Source organism: Shimia sp. MIT910701 (assembly GCF_047126315.1).
Lineage (GTDB): Bacteria > Pseudomonadota > Alphaproteobacteria > Rhodobacterales > Rhodobacteraceae > Shimia.
This window is the reverse complement of sequence record NZ_CP138953.1, coordinates 3,716,870-3,732,652: the sequence shown is the minus strand read 5'-3', so window position 1 is coordinate 3,732,652 and position 15,783 is coordinate 3,716,870. Positions and strand designations below refer to the sequence as shown.

Annotated in this window: 16 protein-coding genes and 1 tRNA gene; 8 read left to right on the top strand and 9 right to left on the bottom strand. The window is 58.5% G+C overall.

What is annotated here, in order from left to right; all coding sequences use genetic code 11:
* Positions 1-302: 302 nt before the first annotated feature.
* From trpE to fabI, 7 genes are all read right to left on the bottom strand, one after another.
* Positions 303-1,814 (bottom strand): anthranilate synthase component I, encoded by a 1,512-nt coding sequence (gene trpE, locus SIB38_RS18145; RefSeq protein WP_294116311.1) that lies wholly within the window; start codon positions 1,812-1,814, stop codon positions 303-305.
* Between the two features lie 15 nt (positions 1,815-1,829).
* Positions 1,830-3,671, bottom strand: coding sequence for a peptidylprolyl isomerase (locus SIB38_RS18140; protein ID WP_412550770.1), 1,842 nt, complete (start codon positions 3,669-3,671; stop codon positions 1,830-1,832).
* Positions 3,672-3,778: 107 nt separating this feature from the next.
* Positions 3,779-4,954 carry an aminotransferase gene (locus tag SIB38_RS18135; protein ID WP_294116309.1) on the bottom strand — a complete coding sequence of 392 codons (1,176 nt, stop codon included), beginning with the start codon at positions 4,952-4,954 and terminating at the stop codon, positions 3,779-3,781.
* Between the two features lie 110 nt (positions 4,955-5,064).
* Positions 5,065-5,583 (bottom strand): xanthine phosphoribosyltransferase, encoded by a 519-nt coding sequence (gene gpt, locus SIB38_RS18130; RefSeq protein ID WP_294116308.1) that lies wholly within the window; start codon positions 5,581-5,583, stop codon positions 5,065-5,067.
* 73 nt (positions 5,584-5,656) lie between these two features.
* Positions 5,657-6,415, bottom strand: coding sequence for a L,D-transpeptidase family protein (locus SIB38_RS18125; protein WP_412550769.1), 759 nt, complete (start codon positions 6,413-6,415; stop codon positions 5,657-5,659).
* Positions 6,416-6,429: 14 nt separating this feature from the next.
* Positions 6,430-7,044: a LysE family translocator gene (locus SIB38_RS18120; RefSeq protein WP_294116306.1), complete on the bottom strand. Its 615-nt coding sequence runs from the start codon at positions 7,042-7,044 to the stop codon at positions 6,430-6,432.
* The gene (gene fabI, locus SIB38_RS18115; protein ID WP_294116305.1) at positions 7,041-7,859 is read right to left on the bottom strand and encodes an enoyl-ACP reductase FabI; all 819 of its coding nucleotides are present in this window, start codon (positions 7,857-7,859) and stop codon (positions 7,041-7,043) included. Before fabI ends, SIB38_RS18120 begins: the two co-directional genes overlap by 4 nt.
* Before the next feature lie 124 nt (positions 7,860-7,983).
* On the opposite strand from fabI, the gene pdxH reads away from it, so the two are divergent.
* From pdxH to SIB38_RS18085, 6 genes are all read left to right on the top strand, one after another.
* Positions 7,984-8,589 (top strand): pyridoxamine 5'-phosphate oxidase, encoded by a 606-nt coding sequence (gene pdxH, locus SIB38_RS18110; protein ID WP_412550768.1) that lies wholly within the window; start codon positions 7,984-7,986, stop codon positions 8,587-8,589.
* A gap of 96 nt (positions 8,590-8,685) precedes the next feature.
* A complete protein-coding gene (locus tag SIB38_RS18105; protein WP_294116303.1) occupies positions 8,686-9,243 on the top strand; it encodes a cold-shock protein in 558 nt (185 codons plus the stop codon).
* Between the two features lie 20 nt (positions 9,244-9,263).
* Complete coding sequence (locus SIB38_RS18100) at positions 9,264-9,737, top strand: DUF192 domain-containing protein (protein WP_412550767.1); 474 nt, start codon at positions 9,264-9,266, stop codon at positions 9,735-9,737.
* A gap of 46 nt (positions 9,738-9,783) precedes the next feature.
* Positions 9,784-9,860: transfer RNA gene (locus tag SIB38_RS18095), tRNA-Pro, on the top strand.
* Between the two features lie 338 nt (positions 9,861-10,198).
* Positions 10,199-10,414, top strand: a complete 216-nt coding sequence (locus tag SIB38_RS18090; protein WP_294116302.1) for a hypothetical protein — start codon at positions 10,199-10,201, stop codon at positions 10,412-10,414.
* Positions 10,415-10,620: 206 nt separating this feature from the next.
* Positions 10,621-11,562 (top strand): sterol desaturase family protein, encoded by a 942-nt coding sequence (locus tag SIB38_RS18085; RefSeq protein WP_294116301.1) that lies wholly within the window; start codon positions 10,621-10,623, stop codon positions 11,560-11,562.
* Between the two features lie 140 nt (positions 11,563-11,702).
* Here SIB38_RS18085 and SIB38_RS18080 read toward each other — a convergent pair whose 3' ends face one another.
* A complete protein-coding gene (locus tag SIB38_RS18080) occupies positions 11,703-11,909 on the bottom strand; it encodes a cold-shock protein (protein ID WP_294116299.1) in 207 nt (68 codons plus the stop codon).
* A 417-nt stretch (positions 11,910-12,326) separates the two neighbouring features.
* On the opposite strand from SIB38_RS18080, the gene SIB38_RS18075 reads away from it, so the two are divergent.
* Both SIB38_RS18075 and preA read left to right on the top strand, forming a co-directional pair.
* Complete coding sequence (locus SIB38_RS18075) at positions 12,327-13,652, top strand: NAD(P)-dependent oxidoreductase (protein ID WP_412550766.1); 1,326 nt, start codon at positions 12,327-12,329, stop codon at positions 13,650-13,652.
* 115 nt (positions 13,653-13,767) lie between these two features.
* The gene (preA, locus tag SIB38_RS18070) at positions 13,768-15,072 is read left to right on the top strand and encodes an NAD-dependent dihydropyrimidine dehydrogenase subunit PreA (RefSeq protein ID WP_294116296.1); all 1,305 of its coding nucleotides are present in this window, start codon (positions 13,768-13,770) and stop codon (positions 15,070-15,072) included.
* A 99-nt stretch (positions 15,073-15,171) separates the two neighbouring features.
* On the opposite strand, the gene SIB38_RS18065 is transcribed toward preA, so the two are convergent.
* The gene (locus tag SIB38_RS18065; RefSeq protein ID WP_412550765.1) at positions 15,172-15,699 is read right to left on the bottom strand and encodes a carbonic anhydrase; all 528 of its coding nucleotides are present in this window, start codon (positions 15,697-15,699) and stop codon (positions 15,172-15,174) included.
* Positions 15,700-15,783: the final 84 nt, after the last annotated feature.

Sequence of the window (15,783 nt, the reverse complement as noted above, 5' to 3'; positions counted from 1 at the left end):
TGCTCTCTGTTGTAATAGATATTGCCCGCACGGCTGGGGCCGAGGCGGGTTTGTTTTTGGAATAATGCAGGGAGTGTAACAGCGATTTGACCGCGCGGACAAATTTCTGAGACATGGGCGGATGTCTGCGCGTTAACCGGCGGTTTTGGAGGTCAAAACCACGTCGGTATTCTGTCGGTATCGCGACTGTTTTGCGGAGGTGCGTTTTAGGGCGATAAGGCGTTAACGCAACGGGCGTTGTGGCGCAAAAAAAAGAGGCCCCGGATCAGGTCCGGGGCGCGTGGTTTCTTTTAGGGGTGCTGTTAGGAGTTGCCGTTGCCGGTGAACCGCGCAGCATCCGCAGCGGCGCGGCGGATGGCGTTGGATTTGTGCACGGTTTCCATGTATTCGGCCTCCGGGTCGCTGTCATAGACAACGCCGCCGCCGGCCTGAATGTAGAGCTTCTGGTCTTTCACAATCGCTGTGCGCAGCGCGATACAGATGTCCATATCGCCGCCTGAGCTGAAGTAGCCAACGCCGCCGCCATAGATGCCACGTTTTTCGGGTTCCAGCTCGTCGATGATTTCCATCGCGCGCACTTTAGGGGCGCCGGAGACGGTGCCCGCAGGCATGCCGGCAAAGAAAGCATCCAGCGCGTCTTTGTCTTCCGTCAATTCGCCGACGACGTTGGAGACGATGTGCATCACGTGGCTATAGCGCTCGATGATGAATTTCTCGGTGGGGCGCACGGTGCCGATTTTGGAAACGCGGCCAGTATCATTGCGACCCAGATCCAAGAGCATGAGGTGCTCGGCGAGTTCTTTCTTGTCCGCCAAGAGATCCTCTTCGAGGGCCTTGTCCTCTTCTGGCGTGGCGCCACGGGGGCGGGTGCCTGCGATCGGGCGGATGGTGACTTCGTCGCCAAACACCCGCACGAGGATTTCCGGGCTGGCGCCGACCACCTGAAACCCACCGAAGTTGAAGTAGAACATAAACGGTGACGGGTTGGTGCGGCGCAGGGAGCGGTAGAGCGCAAATGGTGGCTGCGGGAAATCCTGCGTCCAGCGTTGGGCGGGCACCACTTGGAAGATGTCGCCGGCTTTGATGTACTCCTTGGCCTTCTCCACAGCGGCCAGGTAGCCCTCTTTGGTGAAGTTGGAGACCGGCGGGGAGACTTCGTGCGCTTCCCCCAGATCACGCGCTGCTTGGGGCATGGCGCGTTCGAGATCGCGCACGGCGTCCATGACACGTTCGGCAGCCTGCGCATAGGCGGCGCGGGCGGATTGGCCGTCGCTGACCCAAGCGGGAGAAACCACGGTGACTTCGCCTTTCACGCCGTCGAGCACGGCCACCACAGAAGGGCGCAACATGCAGGCGTCGGGCAGGCCAAGCGGGTCCGGGTTGATGTTGGGCAGATGCTCCACCAGCCGGATCATGTCATAGCCGAGGTAGCCAAACAGACCGGCGGAGGCCTGTGGCAGGTCTTCGGGCAGGTCAATTTTGCTTTCGGCAATCAGGGCACGCAGGTTGGTGAGCGGGTCGCCGTCCTGTGGGGTGAAGCCATCGGGATCAAACCGCGCGGTGCGGTTGATGCGGCTTTCGGTGCCGTGGGTTTGCCAGATCAGATCGGGCTTCATGCCAATCATGGAATACCGTCCACGCACTTCACCACCGGTCACAGACTCCAGCATGAAGGCGTCTTTGTGAGCGCCGGTGAGCTTGAGCATGAGCGACACTGGGGTGTCGAGGTCGGCGGCGAGCCGCGTGTACACTACCTGATTTTCACCGGCCTCATAGGCTTTGGCAAAATCTTCAAACGAGGGAGTCAGGTCCACCTTGGCGGCCTTTCTTTACTGGAAGTTCGCGTGCACCGCGTTCAGTGCCTGCTGGTTGATCTGGGTCGGGTACATGCCTTGCAGCGCCTGTGCGTAGGCGGCGAAGACGTCCTGAGAGATGCCGCTGGAGAGCTGTGCGGTGATCGCCGCCTTGAGCGCGGTGACTTCTGGATCGTCGGTCGCAGGCTCGGTGATGGCGTTCAGGCGCACCACAATCAGGCCGTCCGGGCTGTCCAGTGTGCGCAGCTCGCCCACTTCCATCTCAAAGATTTCGGAGAGGAATTCTGCAGGGGTGCCCGGCACAAAGGCGGCGCGGTCCATTTCGACCTCTTCGTTGGCGGTGAAGCCAAAGGAGGTGAAGCTGGTGCCGTCGTTCAGGCGTGGCTTCAGGGTTTCGATCAGGCCTTTGAGCGCTTCGGTGGTGCGGTCGGCGGTGATCTGCGCGGCGGCCTCTTCGGCCACATCTGCCAATGGGGCAGGCTGGCTTGGGGTTTCGCCCTCCAGACGCAGGGCAAAGATGCCGCCGTCTTCAAGCACTTCGATCTGTGGGAAGTCTTCGACGGTCACGGTAGAAGCCACTTCGCGGAAGCCTTCGTAGCCAGCGAGGTCATCTTCTGACAGCGGGTGCCAATTGATGGTGCCAAGCTCCATGTCGGTTTCGGCCACCAGTTCTTCCAGGGTCGCGCCACCGGCGAGCAGGTCGTCGATGTTGCCGATCTGGGTGTCGATCAGGCGGCGGGACCGATCTGCGGCGAGCTCTTCACGCAGCAGCTCTTTGGCTTCGTCAAAGGTGGTGGTCTGCGCGGCCAACACACCGTTCACGCGGAACAGGGCTGGGCCGAGGTTGGACGGCGCAGGACCGGCGATGCCGTTGGCGGGTGCGAGGAAGACAGCTTCACCGGCTTCGCCAAGGTCCGCTTTGGTCACGTCACCAAGGTCCACATCAGACAGCGACAGGCCACGTCCTTCAACCAGGCTGGTGAAGGTGGCGGTGCCCGCAGCAATCTGGTCCATGGCGGCTTGCGCGGCGGCTTCGTCGGCAAAGGCCAGACGCTCGACCAGACGGCGCTCCGGGCGGTTAAACTCGGCGTCGCGCTCATCATAGAGGTTTTGCAGGGAGGCTTCGTCCACGTCCACCTGATCGATGATCATTTCAGGCGACAGCCACGCGTAGGTGATCTGGCGGGTGGCGGGCAGCATAAAGCGGTCCTGATTTTCGGTGTAGTGGGCTTCGATCTCGGCCTCGGTGGGGGCGTCCACGGCGCGGGTCAGGTTGTCGGCTGTGAGCTTGGACCAGGTGAAGTCGCGCTCTTCGGCGACAAATTTGATCACGGTGTTGGCGTAGACATCGGGCATCACCAGACCGGAGACCACGGCGCTTTGCAGCAGGGAGCGCACGGTGTCTTCGCGCACGCTGTCTTCAAACTCGGATTCGTTCATGCCGGCCTGGTCGATGGCAAAGCTGTAGGCGTCGCGATCAAAGGAGCCGTCGAGCCCTTGGAAGGACGGGATGTTCATCAGCTCCTGGCGCAGGTTTTCGTCGCCAATGGAGATGCCGAGGCGTTCATTCTCCGCATCTATCGAGCGGGTGGTGGAAAGGCGGGAGAGCACCATGCGGTCGATGCCAAAGGCCTGTGCCTGCACAAATGGCAGCGACTGGCCGGTTTGGGCCTCAAGCGCGCGCAGCTCTTCTTGCAGGGCGCGGGCGTAATCGTCGACTGAGATGTCTTTGTCGCCCACGGTGCCCACGGTGCGCACGGTGCCGGTGAGGCTGGTCGCGCCAAAACCGCCCAAGCCCAGAATGAGCAAGCCCATGAGAATCCAGACCGCTGTTTTGGAGGTTTTGCTCTGCGCCATGTCCGATGTCCGCCCTGTAATCGTTCAAGTTTCTTCTGCGAAGGTCTACGCGGTTGGGGCAGGGGGGGCAAGCATGATTGGCTTGTCGCCCCTGTGTAGTGGTTGCGTCAGGCGCTGACCGTGGCCAGACGGGCAAAGAGATCGCCGATTCCGGCGCGATCGACGTTGGCAAAGGCGATACGCAGGGTGTCTTTGCCCGCCTGATCGCCCTCAGGCGTGAACATGGTGCCTGGCAGGGTCAGGATGCCGTGGCTTTGCACCAGTTGCTGCGCCAATTGGTCAGATGGCAGGGCGAAGGGATGCTTCATGTAAGCGAAGTAGGCGCCTGCGCCTTGAAGTTCCCAACCCTGGTCGGTGAGCAGGGGCAGATTGTCGGCAATTGCCGCGCGGCGGTCGAGGATTTCGGCGCGTTCGCCGGCGAGCCATTGGCTCAGATTTTGCATGCCCCAGAGCGCGGCGTGCTGGCCGAGTTGGTTGGGGCAGATGGTGACGGTGTCGAGGAATTTTTCCGCCTCCGCCAGCAACGTCGCGCTGCCTACCATGGCGCCGACACGGTGGCCGGTGAGGCGATAGGCTTTGGAGAAGGAGTAGAGTTGCACCAATGTGTCTTGCCAATCCGGGTCGCCAAAGAGGTTATGCGGTGCGCCGGTGCGGCTGTCAAAATCGCGGTATGTTTCATCGACGATCAGGCGAATGCCACGGGATTTGGCAAGCTCATACATGGCGCGTACCAGCTCTGCCGGATACTCGACGCCGCCGGGGTTGTTGGGCGTGACCAGTACAATGGCGCGGGTGCGCTCTGTGATCAGGGCGGCGGCGTGCTCTGGGTCTGGTTGGAGATGGGCGTCGGTGGGCAACGGCACGGTGGTGACGCCCTGCATGTCGAGCCACATTTTGTGATTGAAGTACCATGGGGTTGGTAGGATGACCTCATCTCCTTCGCCAGCAATTGCGGTGAGGGTGGCGCAGAAGGCTTGGTTGCAGCCAGAGGTGATGGCGACTTGCGCCGGGGCGATGTCGCCTGCGTAGGCGGCGGACCATTGCGTGGCGACTTCGGCGCGCAACTCGGGCAACCCTAGCACAGGGCCATAGAGGTGGGCCTCCGGATGGTTGAGCGCGGTGTCTGCGATGTGGTGCAGGAGGGGCTCCGGTGGGGCGGCGACAGGGGCGGCCTGGCTGACGTTGATCAGCGGGCGGTCGGCCGGAAAGGTCACGCCTTCGAGCCAGCGGCGGGCCTCCATCACGGGCGGGGCAAAGGTGGCGGCGGTGCGGGTGAGGGTCATTTGGTCAATCTCTCAGGCAAAAGCGGGCAAAAGAAAACCGCAGCGAGGCGCCTCGCTGCGGTCCGAATTGGGCGGTTTGTGATGTGGGCCAAGCCCACCAACCGGTGCGATCAATCGGTGCCGCGATAAGGCTCGACGTATTGCAACGCCATGTCCCATGGGAAGAAAATCCAGGTGTCCTGGCTGACGCCGGTGATGAAGGTGTCGACCATCGGCTCGCCTGCAGGTTTGGCGTATACGGTGGCGAAGTGGGCCTTAGGGAACATCTGGCGCACCAGTTCGAGGGTTTTGCCGGAATCCACCAGATCGTCGACGATCAGGATGCCTTCACCGTCGCCCATCAGCTCTGCGTCCGGGCTTTTGAGGACCTGCGCCTCACGCTGTTTGTCCTGTGCACCACCGCCGGAGTAGTAGGATTTTACGGAGATGGTATCGACGGTACGGATGTCGAGTTCCCGGCTGACGATCATCGCCGGGGCCATGCCCCCACGGGTGATGGCCACGACGGCCTTCCATGCGCCATCATTTGGGCCTTTGCCGTCCAGACGCCATGCCAGCGCGCGGCTGTCGCGGTGGATTTGATCCCAGCTGATGTGGAAGCCTTTTTCGTGTGGCAGACGCTCGCTCATGTGGACTCACCCCTTTGTCGCAGATTTGGGCTGTTCTAGCAGACGGGAAGGGCGGCGCAAACTGTTTGCGTGCCTACCAAGCGGTGACGCGGTATTTGTTTTCTTTCAGCGTGATTTTGGGCGGGCGGCCGGTTTTGTCAAAGGCGTGGTAGGCGGGGGCGAGCTGCTGCCAGAAGTCTTCCCACTTGTGACCGGATGCCGCCGCCATGCGTTGCGGTATGGGGCGGAAGGGGAAGGCGTGCACGGGCACTGAGGATAAACCGTTGTTCAGGGCCGCTTCGACGGCGACGTAGATTTCCTCGATCGCAGGATCGGTCATGGCGTAGCAGCCGATAGAGACGCAGTCGCCATGTACCATCAGGAAGCTGCCGGTGCGGTCGTGTGCGCGGTCAAAGCGGTTGGGGAAGCCCAAGTTGAAAGACAGGTGGTAGCTGCTGTTTGGGTTTAAGGCGGATTTGGTGACCGTGTAAAAGCCCTCAGGCGATTGGCGGTCACCTTCTTTGAGCTTGGGGCCGAGGTCGCCGGAGTGGTTGCAGATCGGATAGGTTTTGAAGAGGGCGTAGGTGTCGCTTGGGGTTTGTACCCAGAGTTCCAACTCGCGTTCTTCTTTGAAAATGCGGATGTAGACCGGCGCGCCAAGGGTGGTGTTGTGAGCGGCAAAGCCCGCGTTCAGAACAGGCGTTTGACGGGCGCGTACCACGGCGATGTTGTCCCGCGGCCAGATGGCGTCTTTGATCGGGGGCGGAATGTAATGCGGACGGTAGAGCGCAAAAATCCCCAAGGCGCTCATGATGCAGAGCAAAAAGAAGAGAGCCTTGAGGAGTTTGCGCATGGTCCGAGCGCGGCTTAGGTGGCCGCGATCTTGACACCTAGAGCCGCCAGAAGGCCGCCAAAGACGCGGTCAATCAGGTGCTTGAGGCCGATGTAGATTTTGCGGGTGCGGTCCAGAGAGAACAGACGCGCCACGGAGGTGTTCCAGAGGAATTCACCGAGGAAGATACATACCAGCAGTAGCGCCAGCGCCAGCGGGGTGGCGTCAGTTGGCACGGTGCCGACAAAGACCGCGCCAAAGAAGACAGCGGGTTTTGGGTTGGCGAGCTGGGTCCAGATGCCGAGGCGCAGTGCGGACAAAGGTGTCATGGCGGCAACTTCGGCGCCGTTGTCTTCCAGAGGTTCATCCGCTGCACGCCACATTTTGAACGCGGTCCAGATCAGGAAGGCTGCGCCGCCGATCTTGAGAACGGTCAGCAGGAACGGTGCGTATTCAAACAGCAAGGCAAGGCCAAAGAGGGCGGAGGCCGCCCAGAAGACCGCGCCGAGGCCGATGCCCACCGAGAGCGCCGCGCCGGTTTTGAGGCCTTGTTGCAGACCCACGCGGGCGGCCATGAGCACGGCGGGGCCAGGGCTGACGGCGGCCATCAGGCAAAGAGAGACGGCGGCGATAAAGGCGGCGAGGCTCATTTGCGGCCCACCACGGCGTCGATGTCCGGCGCGTCGACCGCTTTCATGCCTACAACGTGATAGCCAGCATCCACGTGCAAGTTCTCACCGGTGACGCCGCTGCCCAGATCGGACAGCAGGTAAAGCGCGGAGTTGCCCACGTCTTCGATGCCAACGTTGCGGCGCAGTGGGGAGTTCAACTCGTTCCATTTCAGGATGTAGCGGAAATCGCCGATACCAGAAGCCGCGAGGGTTTTGATCGGGCCTGCGGAGATGGCGTTCACGCGGATGCCGTCTTTACCGAGGTCTTCCGCGAGGTATTTCACGGAGGCTTCCAGGGCGGCCTTGGCGACACCCATGACGTTATAGTGCGGCATGACCTGCTCGGCACCGTAGTAGGTGAGAGTGAGGGCAGAGCCGCCGTCCGTCATCAGCTTCTCCGCGCGCTGCATCACGGCGGTGAAGGAATAGACGGAGATGTCCATGGTCATCAGGAAGTTGTCTTTGGAGGTGTCGACATAGCGGCCGCGCAGCTCGTTTTTGTCCGAGAAGCCAATGGCATGCACGATGAAGTCGATTTTGCCCCATTTCTCTTCGATCTCAGCAAAGGCTGCGTCGATGGAGGCTGCGTCGGAAACATCACAGTCGATCAGCGTGTCAACATTGAGTTGCTGAGCGAGCGGGACCACACGCTTTATGAAAGCGTCACCCATATAAGAGAATGCCAGTTCGGCGCCGGCGTCGGCACAGGCTTTGGCAATGCCCCAGGCAATAGACTTGTCATTGGCAAGTCCCATAATCAGACCGCGTTTGCCTGCCATTAGTTGATTTGACATCCGGTGAACTCCGTCCCACTTGGTTATGCGTGACGTTTAGGCGATTGACCCTGTCGCATCAAGGTCTTCGCCGACGTGGAATATGCCTAGCCTGAGAGGCTGGATGATGCATTTGGAGGCAGTGATGAGCGAGAGAACAGGGATTTTTGCGGGCGAGGACCCGTTTGAGATCGCGCGGTCATGGTTGGCGGAGGCTGAGAAGAGCGAGCCAAATGACCCCAATGCGATTGCGTTGTCGACAGTGGACGCGGACGGCATGCCAAATTCCCGCATGGTGCTCTTGAAGGACATCGAGGATGCGGCGTTTGTGTTCTATACAAATTATGGCAGCGCCAAAGCGCAGGAACTGGACGGCGCAGGCAAGGCGTCCTTTGTGATGCACTGGAAATCTTTGCGCCGCCAAATTCGGGTCAGGGGACACGTTATGCGGGAAGAGGGTCCGCAGGCGGATGCATATTTTGAGTCGCGCAGTTTGAAGAGCAAGCTGGGCGCCTGGGCGTCGGAACAGTCTCAACCTCTAAATTCGCGTACAGAATTAATGGCAAAAGTGGCAAAAATGACAGCTGCGCACGGTACCCATCCCAAACGCCCGCCTTTCTGGGGCGGATATCGGCTTATTCCAGCCGAAATTGAATTTTGGGCGGATGGGGCCTTTCGGTTACACGACCGCTTCCGATGGACCCGTGAAGCCCCTGAAAAACAGTGGGAAATTCAGCGTCTTAACCCTTGATTAGTTAAAAATTTTCGTGGCAAGCGCATGAAAAGCATGGAAATTTTGCGCTTGCCGAAGTCGTCTTGATGCAGCACAGTCACGCAGATCATGGGGATGATACAAACTAAGGTTGAGGCATTGAGTACTCTAGAAAATGACGTCACGCAGGTGATGGGCGTGGTGAAATGGTTCGATCCGGTCAAGGGATTCGGATTTATTGTGTCTGACGACGGCGGGCCGGATATTCTGTTGCATGCAAACGTGCTGCGCAATTTCGGTCAGAGCTCTGTTGCAGACGGGTCCGCGATTGAAGTGTCCGTACAAGTGACACAGCGCGGGGCGCAGGCAGTCGAAGTGTATAAGATCGAAGCACCGGAAACGGAAACGCCGGTGGCGTTGTCCGATTTTGAGGGCATGGATCTGGATGATATTCGCGCGACGCCGCTGGAGCCCGCGCGGGTGAAGTGGTTCGACAAAGGCAAAGGCTTTGGCTTTGCCAATGTGTTTGGCCGCCCGGAAGACATTTTCCTGCACATCGAAGTATTGCGCCGCTCAGGTCTGTCAGACCTACAGCCTGGCGAAGCCTTGGCGCTGCGTGTGATCGACGGTAAACGTGGTCGCATGGCAACCGAGGTATTGGCGTGGGAAAACGCAGTTTTGGAAAACGACTAAAATTCTCTGGCGCGGGTCGCATGATCGGCGCCGGATTTTTGTGGCTGGCGGCAGGGTTCATGATCTCCTTGCCCGCCCAAGCCCAAGACGCCTGTGACGAAAGCAGCCTGTTGATACGAGGCGACTTTGGTCAGGCGCGATTCTCCGTAGAAGTGGCAGACACAGAGGCCGAGCGGGCACAGGGATTGATGCATCGATCTCACATGCCAAGTAGCGCGGGCATGCTGTTTATCTATGAGACCACACGGCCTGCATCTTTCTGGATGCGCAACACTCTGATTCCCCTCGATATGCTGTTTGCAGACGAGCATGGGGTGATCCAACACATTCACAGCAACGCCATTCCACTAGACGAAACCCCGATTTTTGGCGGCAATTCTGTGCGCTATGTGCTTGAAATAAATGGCGGTTTGGCCAAGGCGATGGGGATTTCTGTTGGCAGTGAAATGCGCCACCAAAATTTTTTACAAGAAATTGCAAACTGGCGTTGTTAGGGGGTTTTCATTCCGGAACAGTGGGGGTAAACCCTGCCTCACAAGTCGGGGCGTAGCGCAGCCTGGTAGCGCACCTGTTTTGGGTACAGGGGGTCGCAAGTTCGAATCTTGCCGTCCCGACCATTTTCCTCCCAGAGGAAAAGAAAAAAGACGTAGCCTTCCGGCTGCGTCTTTTTCTTTTGGGCGGGTGCGCAAAACCATGGATGCCTTGTAGCGAAAAGGCACAGGATCCGCGTCTGCAGCGCATGCCCGCTTGATCGGGCAGTGGTCTGCTTTTGGCCAGGTATGTGATTGACTGCTTCGGTCACAGCTCCTCGTTGAAGGCGATTTTGTAAGTGCTCGGGCTATTTGTCGATCAAAGACATTTGGATCGATCCGCTCCGCGCGCAGAGCGGTTGGGACGGAGCTGCCGCAATACCATCTAGGCGCGGGCCCAAGATGGGAACCGATTGGAAAATCATGTGCCCGGCGCAGACACCGGAAAAGCGCATGACCGATTTCTTCTTGGGAATGACGGCGCTGGTGGCTTGCAGGGCGCGCGCGCAAAATTCCGGCGGCGATTATGTGATCAGTTCATGGCCATGTCGTCTGGTGCGGAAGTGGAATCCCTGCGCGATGCGACGGTGCCGACCGGAACTCTGGACGCCTTGGGCCATGGGTATCTGGAAACTATCTGATTACGTAGGCGGAGCTATGACGGACAAGGGAAAGGCGTGGCTGTCAGGCTACGTTTTTGCCCCTTTTGGCCCGTTGGCTGGGCCGGGCAGAATTTACAATTTTCAAAGCCGTAGCAAGTAAGCTAGGTAGATCAAAAGGTGCTGTTTTTGCTGTTCATGTGAGTTTTTTGGGCGCCTGAAGTTGAACGTTAAGTAGCGGAGCCAGAATGGAACTCTCTGAAATTGCTCAATTGGCTCTGTCCAAAATTACCGGCATGACGACCAATGCGAACTTGCGTCATTTCTGGGTCTATGTCCTTTGTGGAATGGGAATTGCTGTCGTTGCGCATCGGGTTGGTGGAGACGACAGAAAGTTTCGTTCTGTCTTTTTTAACAAGCAAGTCTGGGGCTCTCGATCTGCGTTGATCGACTATTCCATCCTGCTGCTTAATCCGATCTTGCTGGTTTTTGTTTTGGATTGGCTATTGCGGACTTTGTGGCAGCTTGTGCCTGTTGTCGCGGATGCAATCCGAGCATTGGGCGTGGACCTACAGTCGGAGGGGGGCTCTATCTGGGTTGCGGTGGCGTTGACCGTATCGCTTTATGTGGTCAATGACTTCATGCGTTGGTGGTTGCATTACCTGCAGCACAAGGTGCCTGTTTTGTGGGAGTTCCACAAAATCCACCACTCTGCGGAGCAGTTGAATTTTGCCACAGCAGAACGGCACCATCCGTTTGACGCGGTGTTTTTCTCTTTTGGGACGGTCACTGCGGCGGCGATTGTGAATGGTGTTTTTGTCGGACTGTTTGGGGAGCATCTGACGGTTTACCAATTGGGCGGTGCAAACGTCATTTTCTTTGCGTCAAACCTGATAGGGGGGGTGTTGAGGCACAGCCCAGCTTGGGTAAGCTATGGGCCGCGGTTGGAAAAATGGCTGATTTCGCCCGCAATGCATCAAATCCACCATTCCAGTGATCCGAAGCATTGGGACAAAAACATGGGTGGTGGATTGGCGATCTGGGATCGCTTGGGCGGCACGCTTTATGTGCCGAATGGGCGTGAAGAGCTGAATTTTGGCATTGGTGAGGAAACCAAAGACTATCGGTCGCTTTATGGGATTTACATTGAGCCAGTTTTGAAAGCCGCGCGGATTTACACGCGAAATTGAGGGCTCGGGGCACCGACTGTGTGTGATTTCACGTTGTTGGGTGAAAATGGGCTCACATGAACACAAAAGGACGTTGGCGGTTTTAGGGCAACAAAAAAGGCGCCGTATGGCGCCTTTCTCATGTCTGATCCGTCGCTCGTTTAGAGCAGGGCCAGATCCACAGCGCTTTCGCGGCCGTCGCGGCCAGCCTGCAGCTCGTAGCTGACTTTCTGGTTGTCTGCGAGGCCGGTCAGGCCGGAACGCTCAACAGCAGAAATATGTACAAATACGTCTTTGCCGCCTTCATCAGGTGCAATGAAGCCGAAGCCTTTGGTGGTGTTGAACCATTTGACGGTGCCAGTAGCCATCGTCGTTTCTCCATGTTTTGTGTCGCCCGCGACATGCGGCAACCCGGCGGGTATCTTGATCGAAAGCTGAGCCGGTTAGGAGCAGGGGGTCGAAAATAGAAACTGCGCACCCCCCATGTGATAACAACGCCCGCAGAAAACAAGGACTTTTTGTGCAATAAGTGTTTTAGCTTGTCAGATTCTACAAAAATTTCATGGCATTGCTTGCCACAAGCGGGGTGCCGCACCCCAGCGGGGAGGTTTGCGCAGAATGACGCCTGGATTTGCGTACTGCCAAAGTTTTGAGCAGGTTGCCTTGAAGCGCGCGCATTGGAGCCGTTTGTCATGTTTTGACCATGTGGTAAATTTTTTTATTGATTGGTCAAAAAACCTGTGCAAGCCTGAATGGGTAGCCAACAAGGTGTATGGGGAGGTCCTATGTCCAACACACCGTTCAGCGACGGCATCCAAGCGGGGCGTTTAGACTCTGCGGAATTGTCCGAGAATTTTGGGGATTTGCACCCCCGGTTTGACGATCACGAGGCCCTTGTGGCGGCGGATCGCTGTTATTTCTGTCACGACGCGCCCTGTATGACGGCTTGTCCGACAGACATCGATATTCCTCTGTTCATTCGTCAGATCGCCACTGGCACGCCGGAAGCGGCGGCCAAGACGATCTTTGATCAGAACATTCTGGGTGGCATGTGCGCCCGGGTGTGTCCCACGGAAACGCTCTGTGAGCAGGTCTGTGTGCGTGAAACCGCCGAAGGCAATCCGGTCGAGATTGGCCGGCTGCAGCGCTATGCCACTGATAAGCTGGTGGATGCGGGTCTGCACCCTTTTGGCCGAGCCGACAGCACCGGCAAGAAAGTCGCTGTGGTCGGCGCGGGGCCAGCGGGTCTGTCCGCGGCGCACCGTCTGGCCATGCATGGGCATGATGTCACCGTTTATGATGCGCGTCCAAAAGCGGGTGGTCTGAACGAATTTGGCATCGCGGCCTATAAATCGGTTGAGAGCTTTGCCGAGCGCGAGGTCGCATGGCTGCTGAAGATTGGTGGCATCACGGTTGAGACCGGCAAGAAGCTGGGCGACGGGCTGTCGCTGGATGGTCTGAATGCGGAGTTTGACGCGGTGTTCCTTGGCATTGGTCTGGGCGGCGTGAACGCGCTCGGCGTGGATGGCGAAGGCAAAGACGGCGTCGATGATGCGGTGGATTTCATCGCGGAGCTGCGTCAGGCGGATGACCTCGGCAAAATGGCAATTGGCCGGGACGTTGTGGTGATTGGCGGTGGCATGACCGCTGTGGATGCAGCTGTGCAAGCGAAGCTCTTGGGCGCGCTGAACGTGAGCCTTGTCTATCGTCGCGGTAAAGACCGGATGAATGCGTCCGAGTTTGAACAGGATCTGGCGGCTTCCAAAGGCGTGCGGATCATCACCAATGCCTCGCCCAGAGCGGTGATTGGCAACGGCGCGGTGCGCGAGATCGAGTTCGAATACACCGACAACGATCTGAAACCAACCGGACAGACCATTCGTCTGGCGGCGGATCAGGTGTTCAAAGCCATCGGCCAGACACTGGAAGGCGAGGGCCTGCCAGCGCTGGAGTGGGGCAAGATCAAAGTGGATGACAACGGGCGCACGTCCGTGGATGGCATCTGGGCTGGTGGCGACTGTGCCACGGGCGGCGATGATCTGACCGTGACTGCGGTGGCTGAGGGTCGTGACGCGGCTGAGGATATTCATGCGGCTTTGAGCGCCGGTTGACACCATAGGCCCCGTCCCGGGCTTGACCCGGGACCTCGCGCCGGCTGCGCGATGGTTAGAGGCCCCGGATCAGGTTCGGGGCGCGGCGGGACCAAGCAAAAAAGGAGATAAGCATATGGCCAATCTCGAAAGTGACTTTGTAGGGATCAAATCCCCTAACCCGTTCTGGCTCGCCTCGGCGCCGCCAACGGATAAGGAATACAACGTGCGCCGTGCCTTTGAAGCGGGCTGGGGCGGTGTTGTGTGGAAAACTCTGGGTGCGGAAGGGCCGCCCGTTGTGAACGTCAACGGACCGCGCTACGGCGCAATTCACGGTGCAGACCGCCGGTTGCTGGGTTTGAACAACATCGAGCTGATCACCGACCGTCCGCTGGAAGTGAACCTTGAAGAAATGACGCGGGTGAAGCGGGATTATCCCGATCACGCGCTGATCGCCTCGGTCATGGTGCCGTGCGAAGAGGAAGAGTGGAAACGCATCCTTCCCATGATCGCGGAGACCGGCTGTGACGGGTTTGAGCTGAACTTTGGCTGTCCACACGGTATGGCGGAGCGCGGCATGGGCTCCGCTGTGGGGCAGGTTCCAGACTATATCGAAATGGTTGCGCGCTGGTGTAAAGAAGCCACCGACCTGCCGGTGATCGTGAAGCTAACGCCAAACATCACCAACATCCTGCATCCTGCGGAAGCGGCGCTGCGCGGTGGGGCTGATGCGGTGAGCCTGATCAACACGATCAACTCGATCACCTCTGTGAACCTGGATGCGATGAGCCCGGAGCCGATGATTGACGGCAAAGGCACGCACGGCGGTTATTGCGGCCCAGCTGTAAAGCCGATTGCGCTCAATATGGTCGCGGAAATTGCGCGCAACCCTGAAACGGCGAAGTTGCCGATTTCCGGCATCGGTGGCGTGACCACTTGGCGCGATGCGGCGGAATTCATGGCGCTGGGCGCAGGCAACGTGCAGGTTTGTACCGCGGCGATGACCTATGGATTCAAGATTGTGCAGGAGATGATCTCTGGTCTTTCCCAGTGGATGGACGAGAAGGGCTACACCTCCACCGCAGATTTTGTCGGCATGGCGACGCCAAACGTGACCGACTGGCAGTATCTGAACCTGAACCACGTCACCAAAGCGGTGATCAATCAGGATGACTGCATCAGCTGTGGCCGCTGTTACGCGGCGTGTGAGGATACGTCTCACCAGGCGATTGAGATGTCTGAGGACCGTGTGTTCACCGTGAAAGACGATGAATGCGTGGCCTGTAACCTCTGCGTCAACGTGTGTCCGGTGGAGAACTGTATCACCATGCGCACACTGGAGCCGGGTGAGATGGATGAGCGCACAAACACACCAGTGGAGGCCGATTACGGCAACTGGACCGCGCATCCAAACAACCCGATGTCCACGGCAGCGGAGTAAGCTTCACACAGGGCGGTTTGGCCCGCTTTTCAGGGATCTTCCCTTCCTGAAACTGACCGTCGCGGTGTCCCCCGCGACGGTTTTTTGTTTGTGCGATCGTTAGGTGAGTCGCGCCGGTGGGGTGAGTGTTGAAACAAGGCCGGTTTTCACATCATAGATCATGGTGGACACGGTCAAGTAGTCCGGTACGGCGGGGGAGGTGCGCAGAGTCTCAAGGTCTTCACGAAGACTGTCTTCATGGTCGTGGATGGCCAGGGGAGCAACATCGACGCCAGTTTTGGATTTGATCGCGGCCGCCAGATTTGGGTCGGTGAGCCGTTCGGAGCCGCAGTGGGTGTGCTGCATCAGGATGAGTTCAAACGGGGTGTCTTGTCCGCCGTTGATTTGGTTGATCATCACCGAAAGCGCAGCGATTTCGTCGATCACAGCCGGGGTGACGCGTCCGCCGGTGTTGCGCACCACAACCGCTTCGCCGAGGTCGAGGTTGAAGATATAGGCCGGGTCTACGCGGGCGTCCATGCAGGTCAGGATCATGGTGTTAAGCGTGGGGAAGACGGAGAGATCCGCCTCGGCAAAATTGGTCGCGAATGCCTGATTGCGTTCGAGTAGGGTGGATGTGTTGGACATAATTGCTCCTTGTTTTCAATAGGTCATCGGTTGGTCTTGGACCGATGGGAGGGATGTGGTAGTGTGCTTTAAAATTTAAAGTTA

Excerpts from the sequence above, each read along its gene's own strand:
- SIB38_RS18100 (WP_412550767.1), top strand. The coding sequence starts at position 9,264 with ATGATCGGCGCCGGATTTTTGTGGCTGGCGGCAGGGTTCATGATCTCC.
- SIB38_RS18140 (WP_412550770.1), bottom strand. The coding sequence starts at position 3,671 with ATGGCGCAGAGCAAAACCTCCAAAACAGCGGTCTGGATTCTCATGGGC.
- SIB38_RS18125 (WP_412550769.1), bottom strand. The coding sequence starts at position 6,415 with ATGCGCAAACTCCTCAAGGCTCTCTTCTTTTTGCTCTGCATCATGAGC.
- pdxH (WP_412550768.1), top strand. The coding sequence starts at position 7,984 with ATGAGCGAGAGAACAGGGATTTTTGCGGGCGAGGACCCGTTTGAGATC.
- SIB38_RS18080 (WP_294116299.1), bottom strand. The coding sequence starts at position 11,909 with ATGGCTACTGGCACCGTCAAATGGTTCAACACCACCAAAGGCTTCGGC.
- SIB38_RS18075 (WP_412550766.1), top strand. The coding sequence starts at position 12,327 with ATGTCCAACACACCGTTCAGCGACGGCATCCAAGCGGGGCGTTTAGAC.
- SIB38_RS18065 (WP_412550765.1), bottom strand. The coding sequence starts at position 15,699 with ATGTCCAACACATCCACCCTACTCGAACGCAATCAGGCATTCGCGACC.
- preA (WP_294116296.1), top strand. The coding sequence starts at position 13,768 with ATGGCCAATCTCGAAAGTGACTTTGTAGGGATCAAATCCCCTAACCCG.
- SIB38_RS18105 (WP_294116303.1), top strand. The coding sequence starts at position 8,686 with ATGATACAAACTAAGGTTGAGGCATTGAGTACTCTAGAAAATGACGTC.
- SIB38_RS18120 (WP_294116306.1), bottom strand. The coding sequence starts at position 7,044 with ATGAGCCTCGCCGCCTTTATCGCCGCCGTCTCTCTTTGCCTGATGGCC.
- SIB38_RS18135 (WP_294116309.1), bottom strand. The coding sequence starts at position 4,954 with ATGACCCTCACCCGCACCGCCGCCACCTTTGCCCCGCCCGTGATGGAG.
- gpt (WP_294116308.1), bottom strand. The coding sequence starts at position 5,583 with ATGAGCGAGCGTCTGCCACACGAAAAAGGCTTCCACATCAGCTGGGAT.
- fabI (WP_294116305.1), bottom strand. The coding sequence starts at position 7,859 with ATGTCAAATCAACTAATGGCAGGCAAACGCGGTCTGATTATGGGACTT.
- SIB38_RS18085 (WP_294116301.1), top strand. The coding sequence starts at position 10,621 with ATGGAACTCTCTGAAATTGCTCAATTGGCTCTGTCCAAAATTACCGGC.